We start from the raw sequence: 17589 nt of genomic DNA on the forward strand, positions 1-17589 counted from the left end.
AGTGTGGCAGAGAATCTTCTGATAGCGTACTTAACGCGTTCCATTTTCAGCATATTTTTATTTTTTCTCGAAACTCTCCGCAAAATTTGCATTGAGCTTATGCTATTTGGCTGTAATTGACACAACACAAAGGTATACTCTGGAGTCTTAGATATTTGTTAATAACCAACGGGAGTTTTTGCCCCCCATGCTGCAAGAAATCATGCAATTTATTAATCAGCACATGACCTTAAGCCTCATCTGGATTGCACTGCTGGTTGCCGTTATTGTGACGACGATGAAAAGTCTCTTCTCTAAAACCAAAGAGATAACCCGTGCACAAGCGATTAATCTGATCAATAAAGAAGAAGCCATCGTCGTGGATTTACGTTCCCGTGAAGATTTCCGCAAAGGGCATATCATTGGTTCAATAAACCTGACTCCATCTGAAATCAAAGACAACAACCTGGCTGAGTTGGAAAAACATAAAAAGCAGCCGGTGATTGTTGTTTCAGCGAATGGCACTGAATCGCGCACTCCGGCTGAGAATCTTCTCCGTGCTGGTTTTGAACGCGTATGCTCCCTGAAAGAAGGTCTGGCTGGTTGGACAGGCGAAAACTTACCATTGGCGCGTGGTAAAAAGTAATCATTTTGGGTGTGAGTGGAGACATTCACGTAAAAAATTTAATAAGGACATCTAAAGGTAACAATTATTATGTCAGAACAAAACAACACAGAAATGGCTTTCCAGATCCAACGTATCTACACCAAAGATATCTCTTTTGAAGCACCAAACGCACCGCAGGTGTTCCAACAGGAATGGCAGCCGGAAGTAAAGCTCGATCTGGATACGGCTTCCAGTGAGTTGGCTCAGGGGGTTTATGAAGTTGTTCTGCGTGTAACTGTGACGGCAGCGCTGGGCGAAGAGACGGCATTCCTGTGTGAAATACAGCAAGGCGGTATTTTCTCTATTGAAGGTATCGAAGGAACTCAGCTGGCTCATTGCCTGGGTGCATATTGTCCGAATATCCTGTTCCCATATGCTCGTGAATGCATCACCAGCCTGGTGAGCCGTGGTACTTTCCCACAACTGAACCTTGCTCCGGTAAACTTTGATGCTCTGTTCATGAACTACCTGCAACAGCAAGCAGAGCAGCCTCAGAATGACGAACAAGCTCAACAGGAAGCTTAATGAATAGTACTGTTTCTATGACAGTTATCGGTGCCGGTTCATACGGCACCGCATTAGCCATTACGTTGGCGCGTAATGGTCATGATGTTGTGCTTTGGGGACATGACTCAAAGCATATTCAGGCATTGCAACAGGCACGTTGTAATCAGAAATTTCTGCCGGATGTCTCCTTCCCTGACAGTTTATTGCTTGAAACAGACCTGACAAAAGCACTGACAGCAAGCCGCAACATTCTTGTTGTAGTTCCTAGCCATGTATTTGGCGAGGTATTAAAGCAGGTAAAACCACATCTGCTGCCTGATTCGCGTATCGTCTGGGCAACTAAAGGTCTGGAAGCGGATACTGGCCGGTTATTGCAGGACGTGGCCCGTGAGATATTAGGTAATAAAATACCGTTGGCGGTGCTTTCTGGCCCAACCTTTGCCAAAGAATTAGCGGCTGGTTTACCCACAGCGATAGCGATTTCTGCTACTGAATCTGCCTTTAGTGATGAACTTCAGCAACTATTCCACTGTGGCAAAAGCTTCCGTGTTTACAAAAATCCCGATTTTATTGGCGTTCAACTTGGTGGTGCCGTAAAAAACGTGATTGCTATAGGTGCGGGAATATCTGATGGCATGGGGTTTGGTGCTAATGCACGTACTGCATTGATTACCCGTGGATTAACAGAAATGAGTCGCCTTGGTACCGCTCTTGGCGCGGATCCTTCAACCTTTATGGGTATGGCGGGATTGGGTGATTTGGTCTTAACTTGTACAGATAACCAATCACGTAACCGTCGCTTTGGCATGATGCTGGGGCAGGGAATTAGCGTTGAAGAAGCTCAGTGCCAGATTGGACAGGTTGTTGAAGGTTACCGCAATACCAAAGAAGTGCGCGCATTGGCCGAACGTGCCGGTGTGGAAATGCCGATTGCAGAACAAATCTATCAAATACTGTATTGCAATAAAAATGTGATAGAAGCTGCTCAAGCATTATTAGGAAGAGCCAGAAAGGACGAGAGCGATAATGTACGCTCTTGAATCGGAAAAAATCTAATAAAAAAGATAGGTTCTAACTGTGAGAGTAAAAAATATGTCGCTGGAAGAATTGGACGAAGTTTGGAAAAGCATAAGAACAGAAGCGAGAGCACTGGCTGAATGTGAACCGATGTTAGCCAGTTTTTTTCATGCGACATTACTCAAGCATGAAAATCTTGGTAGTGCTCTAAGTTATATGTTGGCTAATAAACTGGCTACGCCGATTATGCCGGCTATTGCCGTCAGAGAGATCGTAGAAGAGGCTTATAGCTCAGATCAGAAAATGATAGTCTCTGCTGCCCGCGACATCATAGCGGTGCGTTTACGTGATCCTGCGGTAGATAAATACTCAACGCCTCTGCTTTACCTCAAAGGATTCCATGCTTTGCAAGCCTATCGTATTGCCCATTGGATATGGGGGGAAGGGCGTAAGGCACTGGCTATTTACCTGCAAAACCAAATCTCAATGTCTTTTGGTGTTGACATTCATCCGGCAGCTAAGATTGGTTGTGGCATCATGCTTGACCATGCTACCGGCATTGTGATTGGTGAAACGGCGGTAGTGGAGAATGACGTTTCTATCCTGCAATCCGTCACCCTTGGTGGTACAGGTAAAACCGGGGGTGATCGTCATCCGAAAGTCAGGGAAGGGGTGATGATTGGCGCGGGTTCAACAATACTTGGCAATATAGAAATTGGTCGTGGGGCAAAAATTGGTGCAGGATCAGTAGTCCTTCGCTCTGTTCCACCACACACAACAGCCGCTGGTGTGCCAGCCCGTATTGTCGGTAAACCTGAAAGCGAAAAACCCTCATTGGATATGAACCAACATTTTAATGGTATCAACAATGGCTTTGAGTATGGTGATGGGATTTAATTTGTGAACAACTGTGTTTAAGAAATATTGTTCACAAAACTGAATAGTCAAAAATGCCGTGGTCTTTTAATTGATTAGATGCACGGCATTAACTTTAGTCAATGGCAATTACTCTTTCAATAAAGCACCTGAATAACCTAATTGCCGCCAGGCTTCAAAAACCACAACAGCAACTGAATTAGAAAGATTCATACTTCGGCTGTCTGCCAGCATTGGAATACGGATTTTTTGTTGTTGTGGCATATTATCCAGAACATAGGGTGGTAACCCTCTGGTTTCTGGCCCGAACATCAAATAATCCCCACTCTGATAACTTACCTCACTGTGTGCTGGCGTTCCTTTCGTCGTGAGTGCGAATAGCCGGGCAGAAGATTCTCCTGTTAACCCTTCATTCTCCAAAAAAGCATAATAATCATGATGCTGTTTGATATTGGCAAACTCATGATAATCCAGCCCGGCCCGACGCAGCCGTTTGTCATCCCAAGTAAAACCCAGAGGCTGAATCAGATGTAATTGAAAACCAGTATTGGCACAAAGACGAATAATATTACCGGTATTAGGCGGGATTTCAGGTTCAAATAAGACGATGTTTAGCATATGCGCGCCGCTTCGAGGGGCACAGATTATCCAAATTGAGTTGGAAGCAGGGGGGATTTCCATCTTGGGTTTATCTGTTGGAAAATTTACAACAATTGCTCAGCCGAGATTGCGNTCCCGATTGAGGCCTTAAATNATANNGANGGTTGTCCCCNTATTTTCAACAGTTCATTTTTATACCCCTGTATTCCCATCACCCTACAGAGTTCCTGAAACTCAAAAGNACTATTNCGTTCANNNGTCAAAAACNTCCTNCGCGACGAGCGGATTAGGGTGGGTGANCCNTTCTTTTTTGGATAAANCTGGGGANNTTGCNNCTTCCCGGGGCGANNCTCNTGTTCCGATGAGGCTTAAAGGGTTGGGTTTCCANTGNNTAACGNCTANATATGCTTCCAGGCANTTTTGGTTTTTCACACTGTGAANNCCCGNCCNAAACAGGAGACTTTTNAAGAAACNNNNACCCCGCTCAACTTTTTGCTCTGCNTAGATATNCTGAATGACAACAATCCNTNTTCAGNAAACTTATCGTCATGGCCAAATCANGNTAACGAATAAATAAGCCNTCAANNCATGCGNGCATAAGCTCCTATATACACATGNTTGNCTNCCGGNGGCANANAGCTGATACATGCATAATNNCNNGGTCNNTTGNCCATCTAGATTGNGTNGGGGGNGATCACTTATGCATCNCCGNTTTTCANCATNNATGTTGNGGGCTCAGTGCCTATTAACTGGCAATCTGCTTCGGATTCCCGTAAATATTGAGAGGAATCGTCATCACAAGAAAAAAAACATTTTTTGGTATAAAGCGCGTCATCGGCATTCAGCTTTCAGGAAGATTTTGCGCGGATTTCAGGCAACCAATGTGATGTTTAGTCATCTCTGCTCACGATTAGGTGTTGTGGGTGTTTCCACTCATCGCCTGCATATATACGGGGATCCGCGCCTGATTTTCACAGATTAGTCGCAGAGCAACCTGATTCAGGTCAGGACGGTGATCATGACTGTACCCCTTCACCAGAAAGATGCGTTTTGTCTCGTCATCATCGGGGAGTTTGTACTCACCATCCACGTGAAAACTNGTGATATCAAGGTGAATGGAATCGGATTTTAAGGCTAATTTATCAATAACCTGCTCGGCGATAACCTGATAAATTTCAGAGACACCGTGGTCAAACAAGGCATCCAGCGTGCGGCCGAGCACATCATCATTGAGGTGTTCAGCCATAATTCCCGCCCCAATCAGGCGTTCAACGGGTTTGTGCTNAAAAAAATCAGGGCACATATGGAGCGTTCGACTGTGGAAACCCAACCCATTGAGGATCATCGCTAAAAGAGCCTCGCCATGAGAAACCGTATGCTCTGCATATTTAGGCAAAATAGCATCAATCATGCGGGGTAAACCGATCTCATGGCAAAAAGCGGCGACAAGGCCGAGGTGATCGAGACGTTTGATGGCAGGTTCAGAGAGAGACATGTTGGGCTTCCGGTAAATAGAAGTAATAGATCAAAACCGGAGATCGCNGTCAATCTGATTTGAGGCGTAAATCAACAAAGCGTGCGGCAAATCACATNATTTTTAAATCAGGAATGAGGTGCGGAATGACGGTTTACCAGAGTCGTTTTAAAAAAGATGCAAAACGTTATGCTAATAATAAAAAAGCCTGCAAACCATGAGCTTGCAGATCAATGGGCCTTTGAGCGTTACCGTGAACATTCATTAGCAGGTCAATATATTGACTATCTTGAATGCTACGGAACGCCAGACATTTTGCTTATTTATCAGCGCACAAATACTGAATTGAAACTATATCGAATAGGTAGTCATTCAGATTTGTTCTGAATTTTACTTCTTTTAAGGAATCAAACAGTGTAGACATACACCTTAATTAGAGCGAAAACCATTGGGGTTATTCTTCTGCCAATTCCAGCTATCACGCATCATATTGTCAATATTGCGTGTTGCTTGCCAACCAAGGATATCGTGGGCTCTGGATGGATCAGACCAACACTCGGCAATATCTCCGGGGCGTCTATTTGTGATCTTGTATGGAATTGCTTTACCTGCTGCTTTTTCGAAAGCATGAAGTAGCTCAAGCACAGAATAACCAGTACCAGTCCCTAAGTTGAATACTTCATAAGATTGTTGTTTAGCCAAAAAATCAATTGCAGCAATATGGCCTTCAGCTAAATCCATCACATGAATATAGTCACGAACACCGGTACCATCTTTGGTTGGATAATCGTTGCCATAGACTGATAAACATTCCAGACGACCAATAGCAACCTGAGTGATATAAGGCAACAGATTATTAGGAATTCCGTTAGGATCTTCGCCAATCATACCTGATGGGTGTGCACCGACAGGGTTGAAATATCTTAGACTGGTGATTTTGAAATTTGGTTCGGCTGCGGCAAAATCTTTTAGAATTTGCTCAACCATTAGTTTGGAGGTGCCATAAGGATTGGTTGTACCACCTACTTTGGCATTTTCAGTTAGTGGCACAAATTCAGGATCACCGTAGACTGGACAGGAGCAGAGACAAAAAAGTTGATGTACACCATTGGAACGCATAGCCTGTAACAGAACTAAAGTACCAGTAACATTGTTCTGATAATACTCAAGTGGTTTTCTGGTAGATTCACCAACTGCTTTTAAGCCTGCGAAATGAATCACAGATTCGATGTTATTTTCCTGAAAAATCTTATTGAGTAAATCTAAATCAAGCACATCACCTCAGGGCAAGATCTCACAATTTTAACAAGGTTATTTGGGTTAAATAAAGACCAAAATATAACTTTTTATAGCCACTTCTCTCATTAAAACGTTAAGATCTCTCTATTCTATAAAAGCGTGATCTTAATAATGAGTATTTTCAACTTTATCAGCAAGATAAATGACCCACGTTCTGACATCAATAAAAAACATGAATTAATGGATGTGATTTTTTTAGCTTTTTCTGCTGTGTTATGTGGGGCTTCTGGCTGGAAATCAATCCAGGAATTTGGTGAGATACAATTCGAGTGGCTTAAACAATATACCAACTTTACTCACGGTATTCCTCGCCGCCACTGTATTGCGAATATTATCAAAATGATAGAACAAGATGCACTGGTCGAAGCCGTTTATGCCTGGATCAACCGACGCCTGGTTAAAGCCGGAAAAAGTCTCATCGCCNTTGATGGAAATNACAATGAGGGGGACCTGNAAAGGAACCTTGTTTGAAGCCCTGCATGTGGTCAGTGCTTATGATGTGGAATCCGGTGTTGCCCTGTACCATCGNGCAGCNGAAAGTAAAGGTCAGGAAGGCCCTATTGCANGACANTTGNTTNNNTTATNGGCGCTTGATGGGGCGATTGTCACGCTGGATGCCNTGCATTGTCAGAAGGAAACCCTTGAGTTAATTACCCAANGAGGCGGNGATTTTATTGTTAGCGTCAAAGGGAATCAAAAAACGCTCTCTGGGTTTGTTAAATCGCATTTTGCGGCGCNTTATGATAACGACGAACTGGCTGAGTTTACGGAGAAAAGCAAGGGGCATGGACGGACAGAATTCCGTCATGTTATGCAAATTNGTGCGGCATTGCCAGCAGCACTTCAGGAAAAATGGCCATCAATTCAGTCTGTTATCGAAGTGGTCAGTGAACGCAGTGTGAAAGGCCAACCAGCCCATCGTGATTCACGCTGGTATGTGAGTTCGTTGCCTTTAGATGTGGAGCGGGCTGCCACGGCAATAAGAAAGCATTGGTCAGTAGAAAATGAGCTACACTGGGTTTTGGACGTCATCTTTCGGGAAGATGCTATCTCGCTTAAAGATCCTGATGGTGCAGCACAAATGGCTCTTTTTAATCGAATAGCATTAAATGTGATTAAACAAAATACGAGTATAAAAGATAGTCAAGCAGCGAAACGTCGAAGAGCGACTTGGTCAGGAGAATTTCGTAGCCAGCTTATCTTTGATTAAATAAATACAAANGATTCCGACNTAGGTCCATAGTGCACCTATCATTTATCATTTGGTCAGTATTTTCAGACCAAGAGTAATTAATGTATCTTGATAGGTCTGATACACCCCAAGACCAGCCTTCTATCATGTAAAATGGAGCTAAGATATATAAAAATGGATAATTTTTATAGATCAGCTTACTTCTTTCCGGTATAGGTGCAGATCCTGAAATTGCTATAGATATTTCTTTGTTATTTGAGTTATTCGTTATCTGCATACTAACGCTTTCTGTTATAAAATTGAAATAATCATTGTTGTTCTTTAAAACCTCACCGAATAATGAAGAGAAAAGAAAGCAAAAATATAACAGCAATGAAATTGACGAGTAATAAATTATTTTTATATATTTTTTATATAGATATGGTATAAAAATGAGTAATGCATATATTGCGAATGGAAACCCTATCATTGTTCTTGCTGTATACCATATCGTGTCAAGTATAATGTTAGGTATTAACATTATAATACAAACAAGTATATATAAAAAAAATATAGATAAAAATTTAAATAACATCACTGAAAGTGATTTATTATTCTTTATTATATTTTCAAATAAAGAGATGATACACAGTAATAATAAGGGAAATGCTGCATAAATATACTTACTTTGATAAAATAAAGAATTAAATATGTGGAAGTATCTTTCTATTCTTTCTTTTATATTAACAATAAAATTATTTATTGGCATTATTTTACTTCTGGATAATTCAATACCAAGTAAGTCAAGTGATTTTTTGTACAAAAAGTATGCTAGAATAAATGATATAACACAACTAAATAATAGATTAAATAAAATTTTAGTGTTATTAGTTGTGAGGTTTTTTATTTGAATGCATGTCAGCATTGAAAAATATATCATAACTGACGTTTGATATGATCCAAATGACAGAAAAAGACATGCTATTGAAACAGGTATAAAATATTTTTTAGTGAAAAATACAAATGGTAGTAATGCAAATAATATAGATAATGACATTGGAATATTGTCATACCTATATGCTAAGTTCTCTAGAAAAAAAGGAGATACTAGTAATATTAGAGGTGATAATTTTATTTTAAGATTTTTTTCTAAATCAAGGGTGTTTGTTATTATTACCCCTGATGCAAGAATGATTAAAGATGACATGATTAATGAGAATGGATATGATGATACTATTATATCACCAAAAGATAATGCCATCATAAGATATGACGCTATAAATCTACCATCATGATCCCATCCATAACCATAAATAATCCGTTTCATGTCGTCGGTATAATAGACATTGGCCAGAATTATCGGTATCGTATAAATAATAGAAAGCACAATTAATGCTATTGCATTTTCTTTTGTTATATTTAAATTCTTCATTTTTTTCTCTGTTCTTTTAACAAATATTTTGGTCTCTGTTTGGATTCAGTGTATATTCTACCTATGTACTCTCCCAATACACCAATACCAATTAATTGGATACCACCAAGAAATAGAATCGAAACCAATAAAGAAGGATATCCTGGTACTGGATTTCCCCAAATTAATTTATCTATAATCATCCATATGCCATAGATGAAAGAAAATGTTGCAACTCCTAAACCGATATAAGTCCATACCCTAAGAGGGAAAGTTGAGAAACTTGTTATACCCTCTAGGGCAAGATTCCATAATTTCCAGCCATTGAACTTAGATTCACCTGCTGCACGTTCTGCACGTGTATATTCAACAATCTCAATTTTACCACCGATCCATGACAGAACGCCTTTCATGAATAGATTGCGTTCTGGCAATAGCTTGATGTTTTCCACTGTGTCACGTGACATGAGCCTAAAATCACCAACATTCTCTTCTATTTTTGGAGTGCTGATTTTGTTGTGTAGCTTGTAAAACCACTCTGCTGTTTTGCGTTTTAGCCACCCGTCTGTAGAGCGGTCAGTTCGTTTGGCGAGAACTACGTCAGCACCTTGCTGCCATTTTTCTATTAGTTGAGGGATAACCTCTATTGGGTCTTGTAAGTCAACGTCAATCGGAATCACTGAGTCACCAGTAGCATGATCTAAACCTGCAAATAATGCCGGTTCTTTACCGAAGTTTCTTGTGAAGCTTAAAGGAATAACGAGCTTATCAGAAACAGCTAGAGCATTGATGATGTTCTCTGTTGAGTCTTTACTACCATCATTGATAAATAAAATTTCTATATCATGTTTTTTCAGTTCTTCATTTTCCCTGACGGTCTTATAGAAAATTGGTATTGCTGCTTCTTCATTGAAGACAGGCACAATCAATGAAATTTTCATTATTCTTTACCTTTGAATACAAAATATTTTGAGTAAATGAACCCTAAAACCAAGCTAATTGCTGAGAATATTATTAGCGTAGCTATTGTAGGTAAATCCATCTTGTCAGATAGATATCCAGTTAAGAAACTAAGCAACCCCATAAATGAGATGAATGACATATATCTCTCGCCTGTAGCTTTTACTTTAAATGTAATCCTTGCATTAGTGAAAAAAGAGAATGTTACAGCGATACTAAATCCAGCTAAATTGCTGACAGCCTGGGTTGCATCAAGTAGATGATGTACAACACCAAAAACAGTCCAGTGAATGAGTGTATTAATAGCGCCAATAGAAACGTATTTTGTGAACAATTTTATCATTTGTATGAAGTAACAATTAAATTTTCGTGAGTTTATTCATTTTATTGAATCTTGATCAACTGTTAGGTTGTACAATAATTACCCATGAAATTCCCTATCCCATACAGAAATCGGTGAATAGCAAGCAGAATTGTTATGATAAACAAATGAAACACTCTCATTGCTATAAGACTCTGCTGATTTAAATGGCTTCAATCTGATGGAAAAAATCCAATACTTCTGCTGTATGTTCAAAAGGATAAGGAATAATTTTATTATGGAGTAATGACCAGTAACGATGAAATTCAGTAAAGACATTGAATGAATTATTAAAAGCTAGCTCTGATCGATGTAAATATTTTAACTGTTTACTAATCAATAGAATATTAGCCGAGTTTCTTGCGTTAATTGGTGATAAGGTTTAAGAGCCTTTTAAGAGTTTTGTTGCCTTTAAGCCAGTGTTGTGATCAAACTAAACTACCACCTACTAAAATAGCAACTGTCTTTAACGATATTTTTATGAGGCAATGTGATGATACGATTCATCCCATTCCTTATTCTTTTTAACCATGGCATTCAGGATAGTGAGAAGCTTACGCAATACAGGCAACCAGAGCCACTTTTTTCGGCTTCCCAGCAGCCAGAAGACGGGTTGTAGAAGGCTTCAGTATTGCAGCTAAAGCTGACCGGCTTTAGCCGGTGGTTTTAACCTTTCATTTGGAGGAATAAAATATTTACACCTTAATTCCTAAGGATGAAGTTAATTCGTTATTGATTTTTTCATGATACCTATTAATGAAATATTTTGTTTTTTGCTTGGCACTCGCAAAACTATCTCTTGATTATTTACTTTAACCAAATGATTAAATTAATATTAGTCATACCCTTTGCTTACGAAAATTTCAAATTTATCATTTATTTTTAATACTACCTTTGATTTTCGGTTCTCCAAAGTCACCAAAGTGATGACAAATCATATGCTCTCCTTTTTTAGAATAGAAGAAGATATCTACTTGTACACCTTTTAAGGAATAAGTATATTCGAGAGCTGTTTTGCCTTTATCTTTCTCAAACTTTTTGAGTTTCTTAAAACCTTTGGAGATTAATGCTCTTTAAATTTCATAAGAAAAATCAGATGGATACATGCCAAAATCCAGATCGTTATCATGTACGATAAAGTCTTTTTCTCTTATTTGTACTAAGCAAAGTTCTCCAGTTTAGCCAGAATGTTTTGTTAATACTTTCCATCGCTTCCTGGAATGCATACAAAGCAGCCAGATTATATTTGTGATATCTCTTATTTCTCTTAACCTCCTTTTTTGAAGAAAAAATTGAAGGAAGTAGGATAAATCTGACATATCTGATGAGAGGATTCTTATCTATATTTGCCTTTAGTTTTTTAAATATCATCATTATTAATTGCCATATCCATAGGGATTGTTTTTTTGCCAATTCCAACTATCACTCATCATATCGTCGATATTGCGCGTCGCCTGCCAACCGAGGATATCGCGGGCTCTGGATGGATCAGACCAACACTCGGCAATATCCCCAGGGCGTCTATCTGTTATTTTATGTAGAATATTTTTGCTTGATGCCTTTTCAAAGGCATCAAGTAGTTCAAGTACAGAATAACCAGCACCTGTTCCTAAATTGAAGACTTCATAGGATTGCTGTTTATCCAGATAGTCAATGGCGGCAATGTGTCCTTCAGCCAAATCCATCACATGAATATAGTCACGAACACCGGTACCATCTTTAGTTGGATAATCGTTACCATAGACTGATAAACATTTCAAACGACCAATAGCAACCTGAGCTATATAAGGTAACAGATTATTGGGAATACCGTTAGGGTCTTCGCCAATCATACCTGATGGGTGTGCACCAACAGGGTTGAAATATCTTAGACTGGTGATTTTGAAGCTTGGCTCGGCTGCGGCAAAATCTTTTAGAATTTGCTCAACCATCAGTTTAGAAGTGCCATAAGGGTTAGTTGTACCACCAGTTTTAGAATTTTCCGTGAGTGGTACAAATTCAGGATCACCGTAGACTGTCGCCGATGAACTGAAAATAAGTTGATGTACACCATTGGCACGCATAGTCCGCAATAGAACTAGGGTGCCAGTAACATTGTTCTGATAATATTCAAGAGGCTTTCTGGTGGATTCACCAACTGCTTTTAAACCTGCGAAATGAATCACAGATTCAATTTTATTTTCCTGGAAGATTTTATTTAGTAAATTTAAGTCAAGCACATCACCTTGATAAAACTTCACTGATTTGCCAGTAAGTTTTTCAACTCTATGAAGAGATTCTAGTGATGAATTACAGAGATTATCAGTAACAATGACATCAGCTCCTCTTTCCAGAAGTGCTAATACTGTGTGTGAACCGATATAGCCGGCTCCGCCGGTGATTAAGGTTGGCATCTATTATCCCGAATAATAAATTTATAGGTGTTTAAACTCAGACTGAACAGTGTTAGTAATACCTTGTTCTAAAGAAACAGGGGCCTTGAAGCCAGTTTCTTCAATGCAGTTTGATTTGAATTGTGTACGAGCACAGAATTTTTTGACACGAATGCTGCTAATAGGAAATTCTTTACCTGTGATTTTAGATAATATATCGAAACAATAACCACCTAAAATACCAATAGTATAAGGTATCTTAATATTAGATTTTCTCTTATCTAGAGCATTACATATGATATTTGTTAGCTCATTCATTGTGAAGTCAGGTTTATCTACATAGTTAAACACATGGTGACCTGAAGAAAAGAAGGTAGCGTATTGTAGAAATGCAGCAACATTGTCTACATATGCCATAGATTTTTTATTATTTCCTGCTCCGATCATGAGGAAATGGCCGGATGCTATCTGTCGGAATAGATTGTAAACATTACCTCTATTTTTTTCTCCAAAGACAACCGTTGGGCGAATTGTAACTAAAGTTCTATCTTTCCCTTTAATCTGCCATGCGTTATATATATACTCGGCTTCGAGTTTTGATTTACCATAATCATTAAATGGATGGAATTCTCCGTCTTCAGCTGTTTCTTTTTCTACAAAGCCATATACTGCGACAGATGATGTAAAGATGATGTGTTTAATATTTAATTGTTCTGCGACTGAACAAACGTTTTTAGCCCCATCAACATTGACGTCATAATAAAGACTAATCGGATGAACATTGTCTTTGTGTTCTGCTGCTAAGTTTATGATTACAGATGCATCTTTAAGAGATTTTAATAAGGATTCTGGCTTTGTAACATCACCATATTCCCAGTTATCAGGGAAAGCTTTACTTCTTCTTTTATCAATAATTTTAAATTTGATATTTTCTTTTTTTAATTGAGCTGAAAGACGGGTGCCAATAAAACCGGAGCCTCCGATTATTTTGATCATTTTACATCCTTTTTATTTTTTGACAATTTTATAGAGTTACAATAATAACGTTAAGTATATTGGTATAATGAGTTTGACCACTTGATAAAAGGTGTAACTCTACTGATTTTAATATCAAAATGATTGAAATAAACGACAATAATATAAACGTTATATCCCAGAATTACTCTTTCGAAAGCTGTTTAGAGTGAGAATAAAATTAATCTCGTCTAAATATTTTTTTAATTAAACCTTGTGACACTTGCTCTTTAGTTAATAATAGAATTAAGGTATAGCTTACAAAAGCATAGATTATACTTATTGCAGTAAATGTATATGTATCTACAAAGTATTTATGTAGTAAATAAATACCAGACATAGGTAAAGAAGCAATAATGTAAATAAAAAAATTTCTATTTAAAAAGTTAATTTTTATCCCTTCTATGTAATATATGTAAGCATAAAGAAATAAACACAAAATAGATAATAATGATATTGTAATTAGTATACTGCTTTGAGCTGTCTGGTGATCTTTCATACAAAATTTTATGAGGATATTTATCAAACTGAATGTGATCAATAATCTTATAAAGATTTTTTCTTTATTCAAAGCAAACAAAATTTGGCTACCCAATACTTTTAATAAAGCGAATATCATGATATAGAAAATGAAAGCTTTCATTACAGGAGCGGCATTAGTATATTCAGTTGCACCAAATATGTAGAGAACCTCTTTAGATAAAATGAAAACACCGAATAATGATGGTATTATTATCATCATTAATGCGGTAAAAATTCGTTGTATTAACAGAAGAAACTCCTCTCGATTCGAATTTGCAAGTATAGATAATCGAGGTAAAGTTACTTGGGTCAAGGTTGAAGAAAAAACAGCAATAATTAGTATTATTTTTTCAACAAGAGTATAGAAAGCAACTTCTTCAATTGATGAGTATGCACCTAACATTACTTTATCGAAGCTGAAAAAGAAAAAGCCGATATCAATGATAAATAATGTTGATAATACTTTTTTGAAGTGTTTTTTTAGCAAGTCAAACCTGATGAGCTTCACTGAAAAATAAACGTTTCTCTTATAAAAAATAATATAGAAGAATGAAATAAGAGCATTACTTGCATCGAAGAGTACATTTAACCAGACGTAGATTATGTAGTCCTCTTTGGCATTCACTAATAGATACATTAAAATTAAGGAAATTGCCCTGCAAGACATTGTCTTTAACGATATAAACTTATATTCTTCATAGGCTTCATTGACCCACTCAATATCAAAGGCTAGAAGTAATAATTTAGCTGTAAGTATAAGAGAAACTATGTAAGTCTTTTGGTCTGTTATGAAGTGAAAAATAATAAAATAGTATATAATCAAAGAGAATAAAATAGTAAATATATTTATTAAATATATATTTGAAAATAACTCTGATGCTTTGTGTTTTTCAGACCTTATTTTCCCAAGCTCTCTTATGGCGTAATAATAGATACCTAATATTGCTATAGTATTTATATATGAATAAATACTTTCGGCATAATTAACAACACCAATATTATCAGGTGATAATGTGCGATATATATAAGGTATAATTAGAGCTGGTAGGGTAAATCTGAATAGATTTAAAGCCAGTTTATATATACCATTAACAGTGATTGATTTCGACATATTAATTGTAATTCGTTATTTTTTAATCATTTTTTTGAAAATACGAAGAGCATTTCTTACTAATGAAATAATATCTTTATTAATGATTTTTAAATCAGTAATTTCTATTTCGTTAGCAAAGTTGTATGTATGCATTGCAATTGTATTTTTAGGTAAGTCAAATTTAGATATGAATTCTTCACGATATCCATTTTCAGATAATTGATTAATTTTCATCATGTTAACTTTATAGCCATATCGACGAGAACAGTCTTGTGATACTCGATATAAGTTGCCTGTTTTATTCATATAAATAGAACCAGCGTTACGAGCTAAAGCAACGTCATGAACAGCGGGGATATTCGAAAGACGCCGAAACGACTTGGTTAATGGGTCTTCACTTGTAAATATGGTTAATTCATCTCCGTAAGATGCACCGCAAATTTTTTCACTAGTAAGCAAGTACCACATACCTTTATTTTCAATCAGAACTGTATCAACAGCTTCGATATTATTAATAAGTGTTTTTACTTTATTCCACTTATATGGAAATTCAGCACATTTATAAAGATCTATTGTATGATTTTCTGATGATTCAGGAATCATATATAATTCGCAGTTAATCTCAAATAAGTAAGGGAAAGAAAGATGATAGTTTTCATCAATAGCTTTTTTAATATTTATGATTTTATTTTTTTCTGTATCTAACTCGCCAACAGCAATGTGTCCTCTGTTAACATCGTAATTTAAACTCTCATAAAACACATAGTATTTATTATCATGATAATAAATAAAAGGATCTGCCATTAATTCGTTTTTTTTAAACTCAATGAGTTCCCAGTGTTTATTACCAGTTTTGCGATATGCCATAATCCATTGGTTTGGCATAAAAAATTTAACAAAGATATTTTTTACTACTAAACAAAAATAGTATAAGAAAGATTCTATAAATAGTATGCGTTTAGGATTAGAAATCTTAACTTCTTGATTAAATCTCTTCTCGAATAAAGCAATTTTTTCATTAATGAGCTTCTTATTTTTTGCAAATGAAACTCTATTGGGTAATAAAGATGACTTTATAATATCTCCATCAGAGAATGAAAATTCTAACATTAATTTATTATAAAACAAACATGAATTTACTACTTCAGAATCAATAGATTTTCCACTGCCGACTTTTACAGAAATCAAGGTTTTCTCCAACTGCATATAATTTAAATCATGATTTATATTATATTAAAAACTATGCTGTTTAGTTTAATGTGAATATTTTTCTTAAAAAATCAAGATTACGCTGACGAGATATAAATAAAGTATTCAATAATAACTACTTGTTTTATTGAAGGTATTTCTATTTATGCTAGATTTAATTATCTTATCTTATTTTTGATTTTATATAAGAGCATGAATAATTTGCCTTTCAAACTTAAAGGTGAATTCCCTTCGTATTCTGTTACCAAAACGCCTCCAAATTTGGATTTGAATGAATCGATATTTTTTTTGTCTTTGTCTTTTTCAGATAAAGAAATTCCACCTAAGTCAAATATTTTATAGCCGTTTTCTTTAAAATGAGATATGGCTTTAAAACACAAAGCTCTATTTGTTCTTCCTATAAGGTTTCTTTCTTGATTATTATCACTTCGGATTGAAATTGAACACTTTAATCTTGCACGGATGTTATCATGGTAATAAATATTGAAAACTAGAATGTTGCTATCTTTTAAACCTTGAAAAAATGTAAGATTATCGATATTTCTAATAAGGGTATTTTCAAGCTCAGATATATTAGTATTAAGATTTTTCATACGATCAAAATCTTTAAACATAGTAATAAATAATTCAATGTTTTCCTTGGAAACTTTACTGTTGATAACGTATTCTATGTCATCATTTTTCATATTTCTATTTATTTCATTACGAGTGTTTTTAGCAAAATTTGAATAAATTTCATCAATACTTCTTTCTAAATCTATTTGTAAGGTATGAAATTCTTGTAAGTTTGGTATTTTTTCATTAACTTGATAACACTTTAAAATATCATATTTTCTGTTTTTATGATCGATATAAATTTTATTTATATCTGAAGTGTAATAAACTTCTAGAATCTTCAGACCATTTCGAGTATAGCTACAATTGAACATGTTTCAGCCTATTTATCTATTTATCTATTTAATATGGTCTTATTTAAGCTCTACAATGAGAATATATGAACTCAATATATATTGCATTGTCGCTGATTGGGAAAGCTGCATATGGGCAGTCTAAAATG

At 36.4% G+C, this 17589-nt stretch carries 14 protein-coding genes and 4 pseudogenes; 6 read left to right on the forward strand and 12 right to left on the reverse strand.

Annotation, left to right across the window (positions count from 1 at the left end; genetic code table 11):
• The first annotated feature begins 187 nt into the window (after nucleotides 1-187).
• From PTE_RS09440 to cysE, 4 genes are all read left to right on the forward strand, one after another.
• Entirely contained in the window at nucleotides 188-625 is a 438-nt protein-coding gene (locus PTE_RS09440) for a rhodanese-like domain-containing protein (protein ID WP_036845497.1), read from the forward strand.
• A 69-nt stretch (nucleotides 626-694) separates the two neighbouring features.
• Entirely contained in the window at nucleotides 695-1171 is a 477-nt protein-coding gene (gene secB / locus PTE_RS09445; RefSeq protein WP_021324088.1) for a protein-export chaperone SecB, read from the forward strand.
• On the forward strand, nucleotides 1171-2193 hold the full coding sequence (gene gpsA / locus PTE_RS09450) for an NAD(P)H-dependent glycerol-3-phosphate dehydrogenase (RefSeq protein ID WP_036845499.1): 1023 nt from the start codon (nucleotides 1171-1173) through the stop codon (nucleotides 2191-2193). The genes secB and gpsA overlap by 1 nt, the downstream gene beginning before the upstream one ends.
• 52 nt (nucleotides 2194-2245) lie before the next feature.
• Complete coding sequence (gene cysE / locus PTE_RS09455; protein WP_036845501.1) at nucleotides 2246-3067, forward strand: serine O-acetyltransferase; 822 nt, start codon at nucleotides 2246-2248, stop codon at nucleotides 3065-3067.
• Between the two features lie 108 nt (nucleotides 3068-3175).
• On the opposite strand, the gene trmL is transcribed toward cysE, so the two are convergent.
• Together trmL and PTE_RS09465 are read right to left on the reverse strand one after the other, a co-directional pair.
• Entirely contained in the window at nucleotides 3176-3664 is a 489-nt protein-coding gene (trmL, locus tag PTE_RS09460; RefSeq protein WP_036845503.1) for a tRNA (uridine(34)/cytosine(34)/5-carboxymethylaminomethyluridine(34)-2'-O)-methyltransferase TrmL, read from the reverse strand.
• Between the two features lie 755 nt (nucleotides 3665-4419).
• Nucleotides 4420-5141, reverse strand: a pseudogene (locus PTE_RS09465) (IS1634 family transposase); the annotation flags it as partial.
• A 168-nt stretch (nucleotides 5142-5309) separates the two neighbouring features.
• Here PTE_RS09465 and PTE_RS22795 point away from each other — a divergent pair.
• Nucleotides 5310-5507 carry a type II toxin-antitoxin system RelE/ParE family toxin gene (locus PTE_RS22795; RefSeq protein ID WP_245219037.1) on the forward strand — a complete coding sequence of 66 codons (198 nt, stop codon included), beginning with the start codon at nucleotides 5310-5312 and terminating at the stop codon, nucleotides 5505-5507.
• 42 nt (nucleotides 5508-5549) lie between these two features.
• Here PTE_RS22795 and galE (PTE_RS09475) read toward each other — a convergent pair.
• Nucleotides 5550-6398, reverse strand: a pseudogene (galE, locus tag PTE_RS09475) (UDP-glucose 4-epimerase GalE); the annotation flags it as partial.
• A 132-nt stretch (nucleotides 6399-6530) separates the two neighbouring features.
• Here galE (PTE_RS09475) and PTE_RS09485 point away from each other — a divergent pair.
• Nucleotides 6531-7629, forward strand: a pseudogene (locus PTE_RS09485) (ISAs1 family transposase).
• Here PTE_RS09485 and PTE_RS09490 read toward each other — a convergent pair.
• From PTE_RS09490 to PTE_RS09530, 9 genes and pseudogenes are all read right to left on the reverse strand, one after another.
• The gene (locus PTE_RS09490; protein ID WP_036845505.1) at nucleotides 7616-9022 is read right to left on the reverse strand and encodes a glucosyltransferase domain-containing protein; all 1407 of its coding nucleotides are present in this window, start codon (nucleotides 9020-9022) and stop codon (nucleotides 7616-7618) included. The pseudogene PTE_RS09485 and the gene PTE_RS09490 sit on opposite strands and share 14 nt — an antisense overlap.
• Nucleotides 9019-9942, reverse strand: coding sequence for a glycosyltransferase family 2 protein (locus PTE_RS09495; protein WP_036845507.1), 924 nt, complete (start codon nucleotides 9940-9942; stop codon nucleotides 9019-9021). Before PTE_RS09495 ends, PTE_RS09490 begins: the two co-directional genes overlap by 4 nt.
• Nucleotides 9942-10304, reverse strand: coding sequence for a GtrA family protein (locus PTE_RS09500; protein ID WP_036845510.1), 363 nt, complete (start codon nucleotides 10302-10304; stop codon nucleotides 9942-9944). Before PTE_RS09500 ends, PTE_RS09495 begins: the two co-directional genes overlap by 1 nt.
• A gap of 496 nt (nucleotides 10305-10800) precedes the next feature.
• Nucleotides 10801-10933 (reverse strand): annotated as a pseudogene (locus PTE_RS26475) (IS110 family transposase); the annotation flags it as partial.
• A 765-nt stretch (nucleotides 10934-11698) separates the two neighbouring features.
• Nucleotides 11699-12715, reverse strand: a complete 1017-nt coding sequence (gene galE / locus PTE_RS09510) for a UDP-glucose 4-epimerase GalE (protein WP_036845516.1) — start codon at nucleotides 12713-12715, stop codon at nucleotides 11699-11701.
• Between the two features lie 21 nt (nucleotides 12716-12736).
• Entirely contained in the window at nucleotides 12737-13690 is a 954-nt protein-coding gene (locus PTE_RS09515; protein WP_036845518.1) for an NAD-dependent epimerase/dehydratase family protein, read from the reverse strand.
• 199 nt (nucleotides 13691-13889) lie between these two features.
• On the reverse strand, nucleotides 13890-15341 hold the full coding sequence (locus PTE_RS09520) for an oligosaccharide flippase family protein (RefSeq protein WP_036845521.1): 1452 nt from the start codon (nucleotides 15339-15341) through the stop codon (nucleotides 13890-13892).
• Between the two features lie 15 nt (nucleotides 15342-15356).
• Nucleotides 15357-16511, reverse strand: coding sequence for a glucosamine inositolphosphorylceramide transferase family protein (locus tag PTE_RS09525; protein WP_131601474.1), 1155 nt, complete (start codon nucleotides 16509-16511; stop codon nucleotides 15357-15359).
• Nucleotides 16512-16690: 179 nt separating this feature from the next.
• Entirely contained in the window at nucleotides 16691-17461 is a 771-nt protein-coding gene (locus PTE_RS09530; RefSeq protein WP_036845527.1) for a hypothetical protein, read from the reverse strand.
• Nucleotides 17462-17589: the final 128 nt, after the last annotated feature.

The sequence above is a fragment of the Photorhabdus khanii NC19 genome, from assembly GCF_000517265.1.
GTDB classification, from domain to species: domain Bacteria; phylum Pseudomonadota; class Gammaproteobacteria; order Enterobacterales; family Enterobacteriaceae; genus Photorhabdus; species Photorhabdus khanii.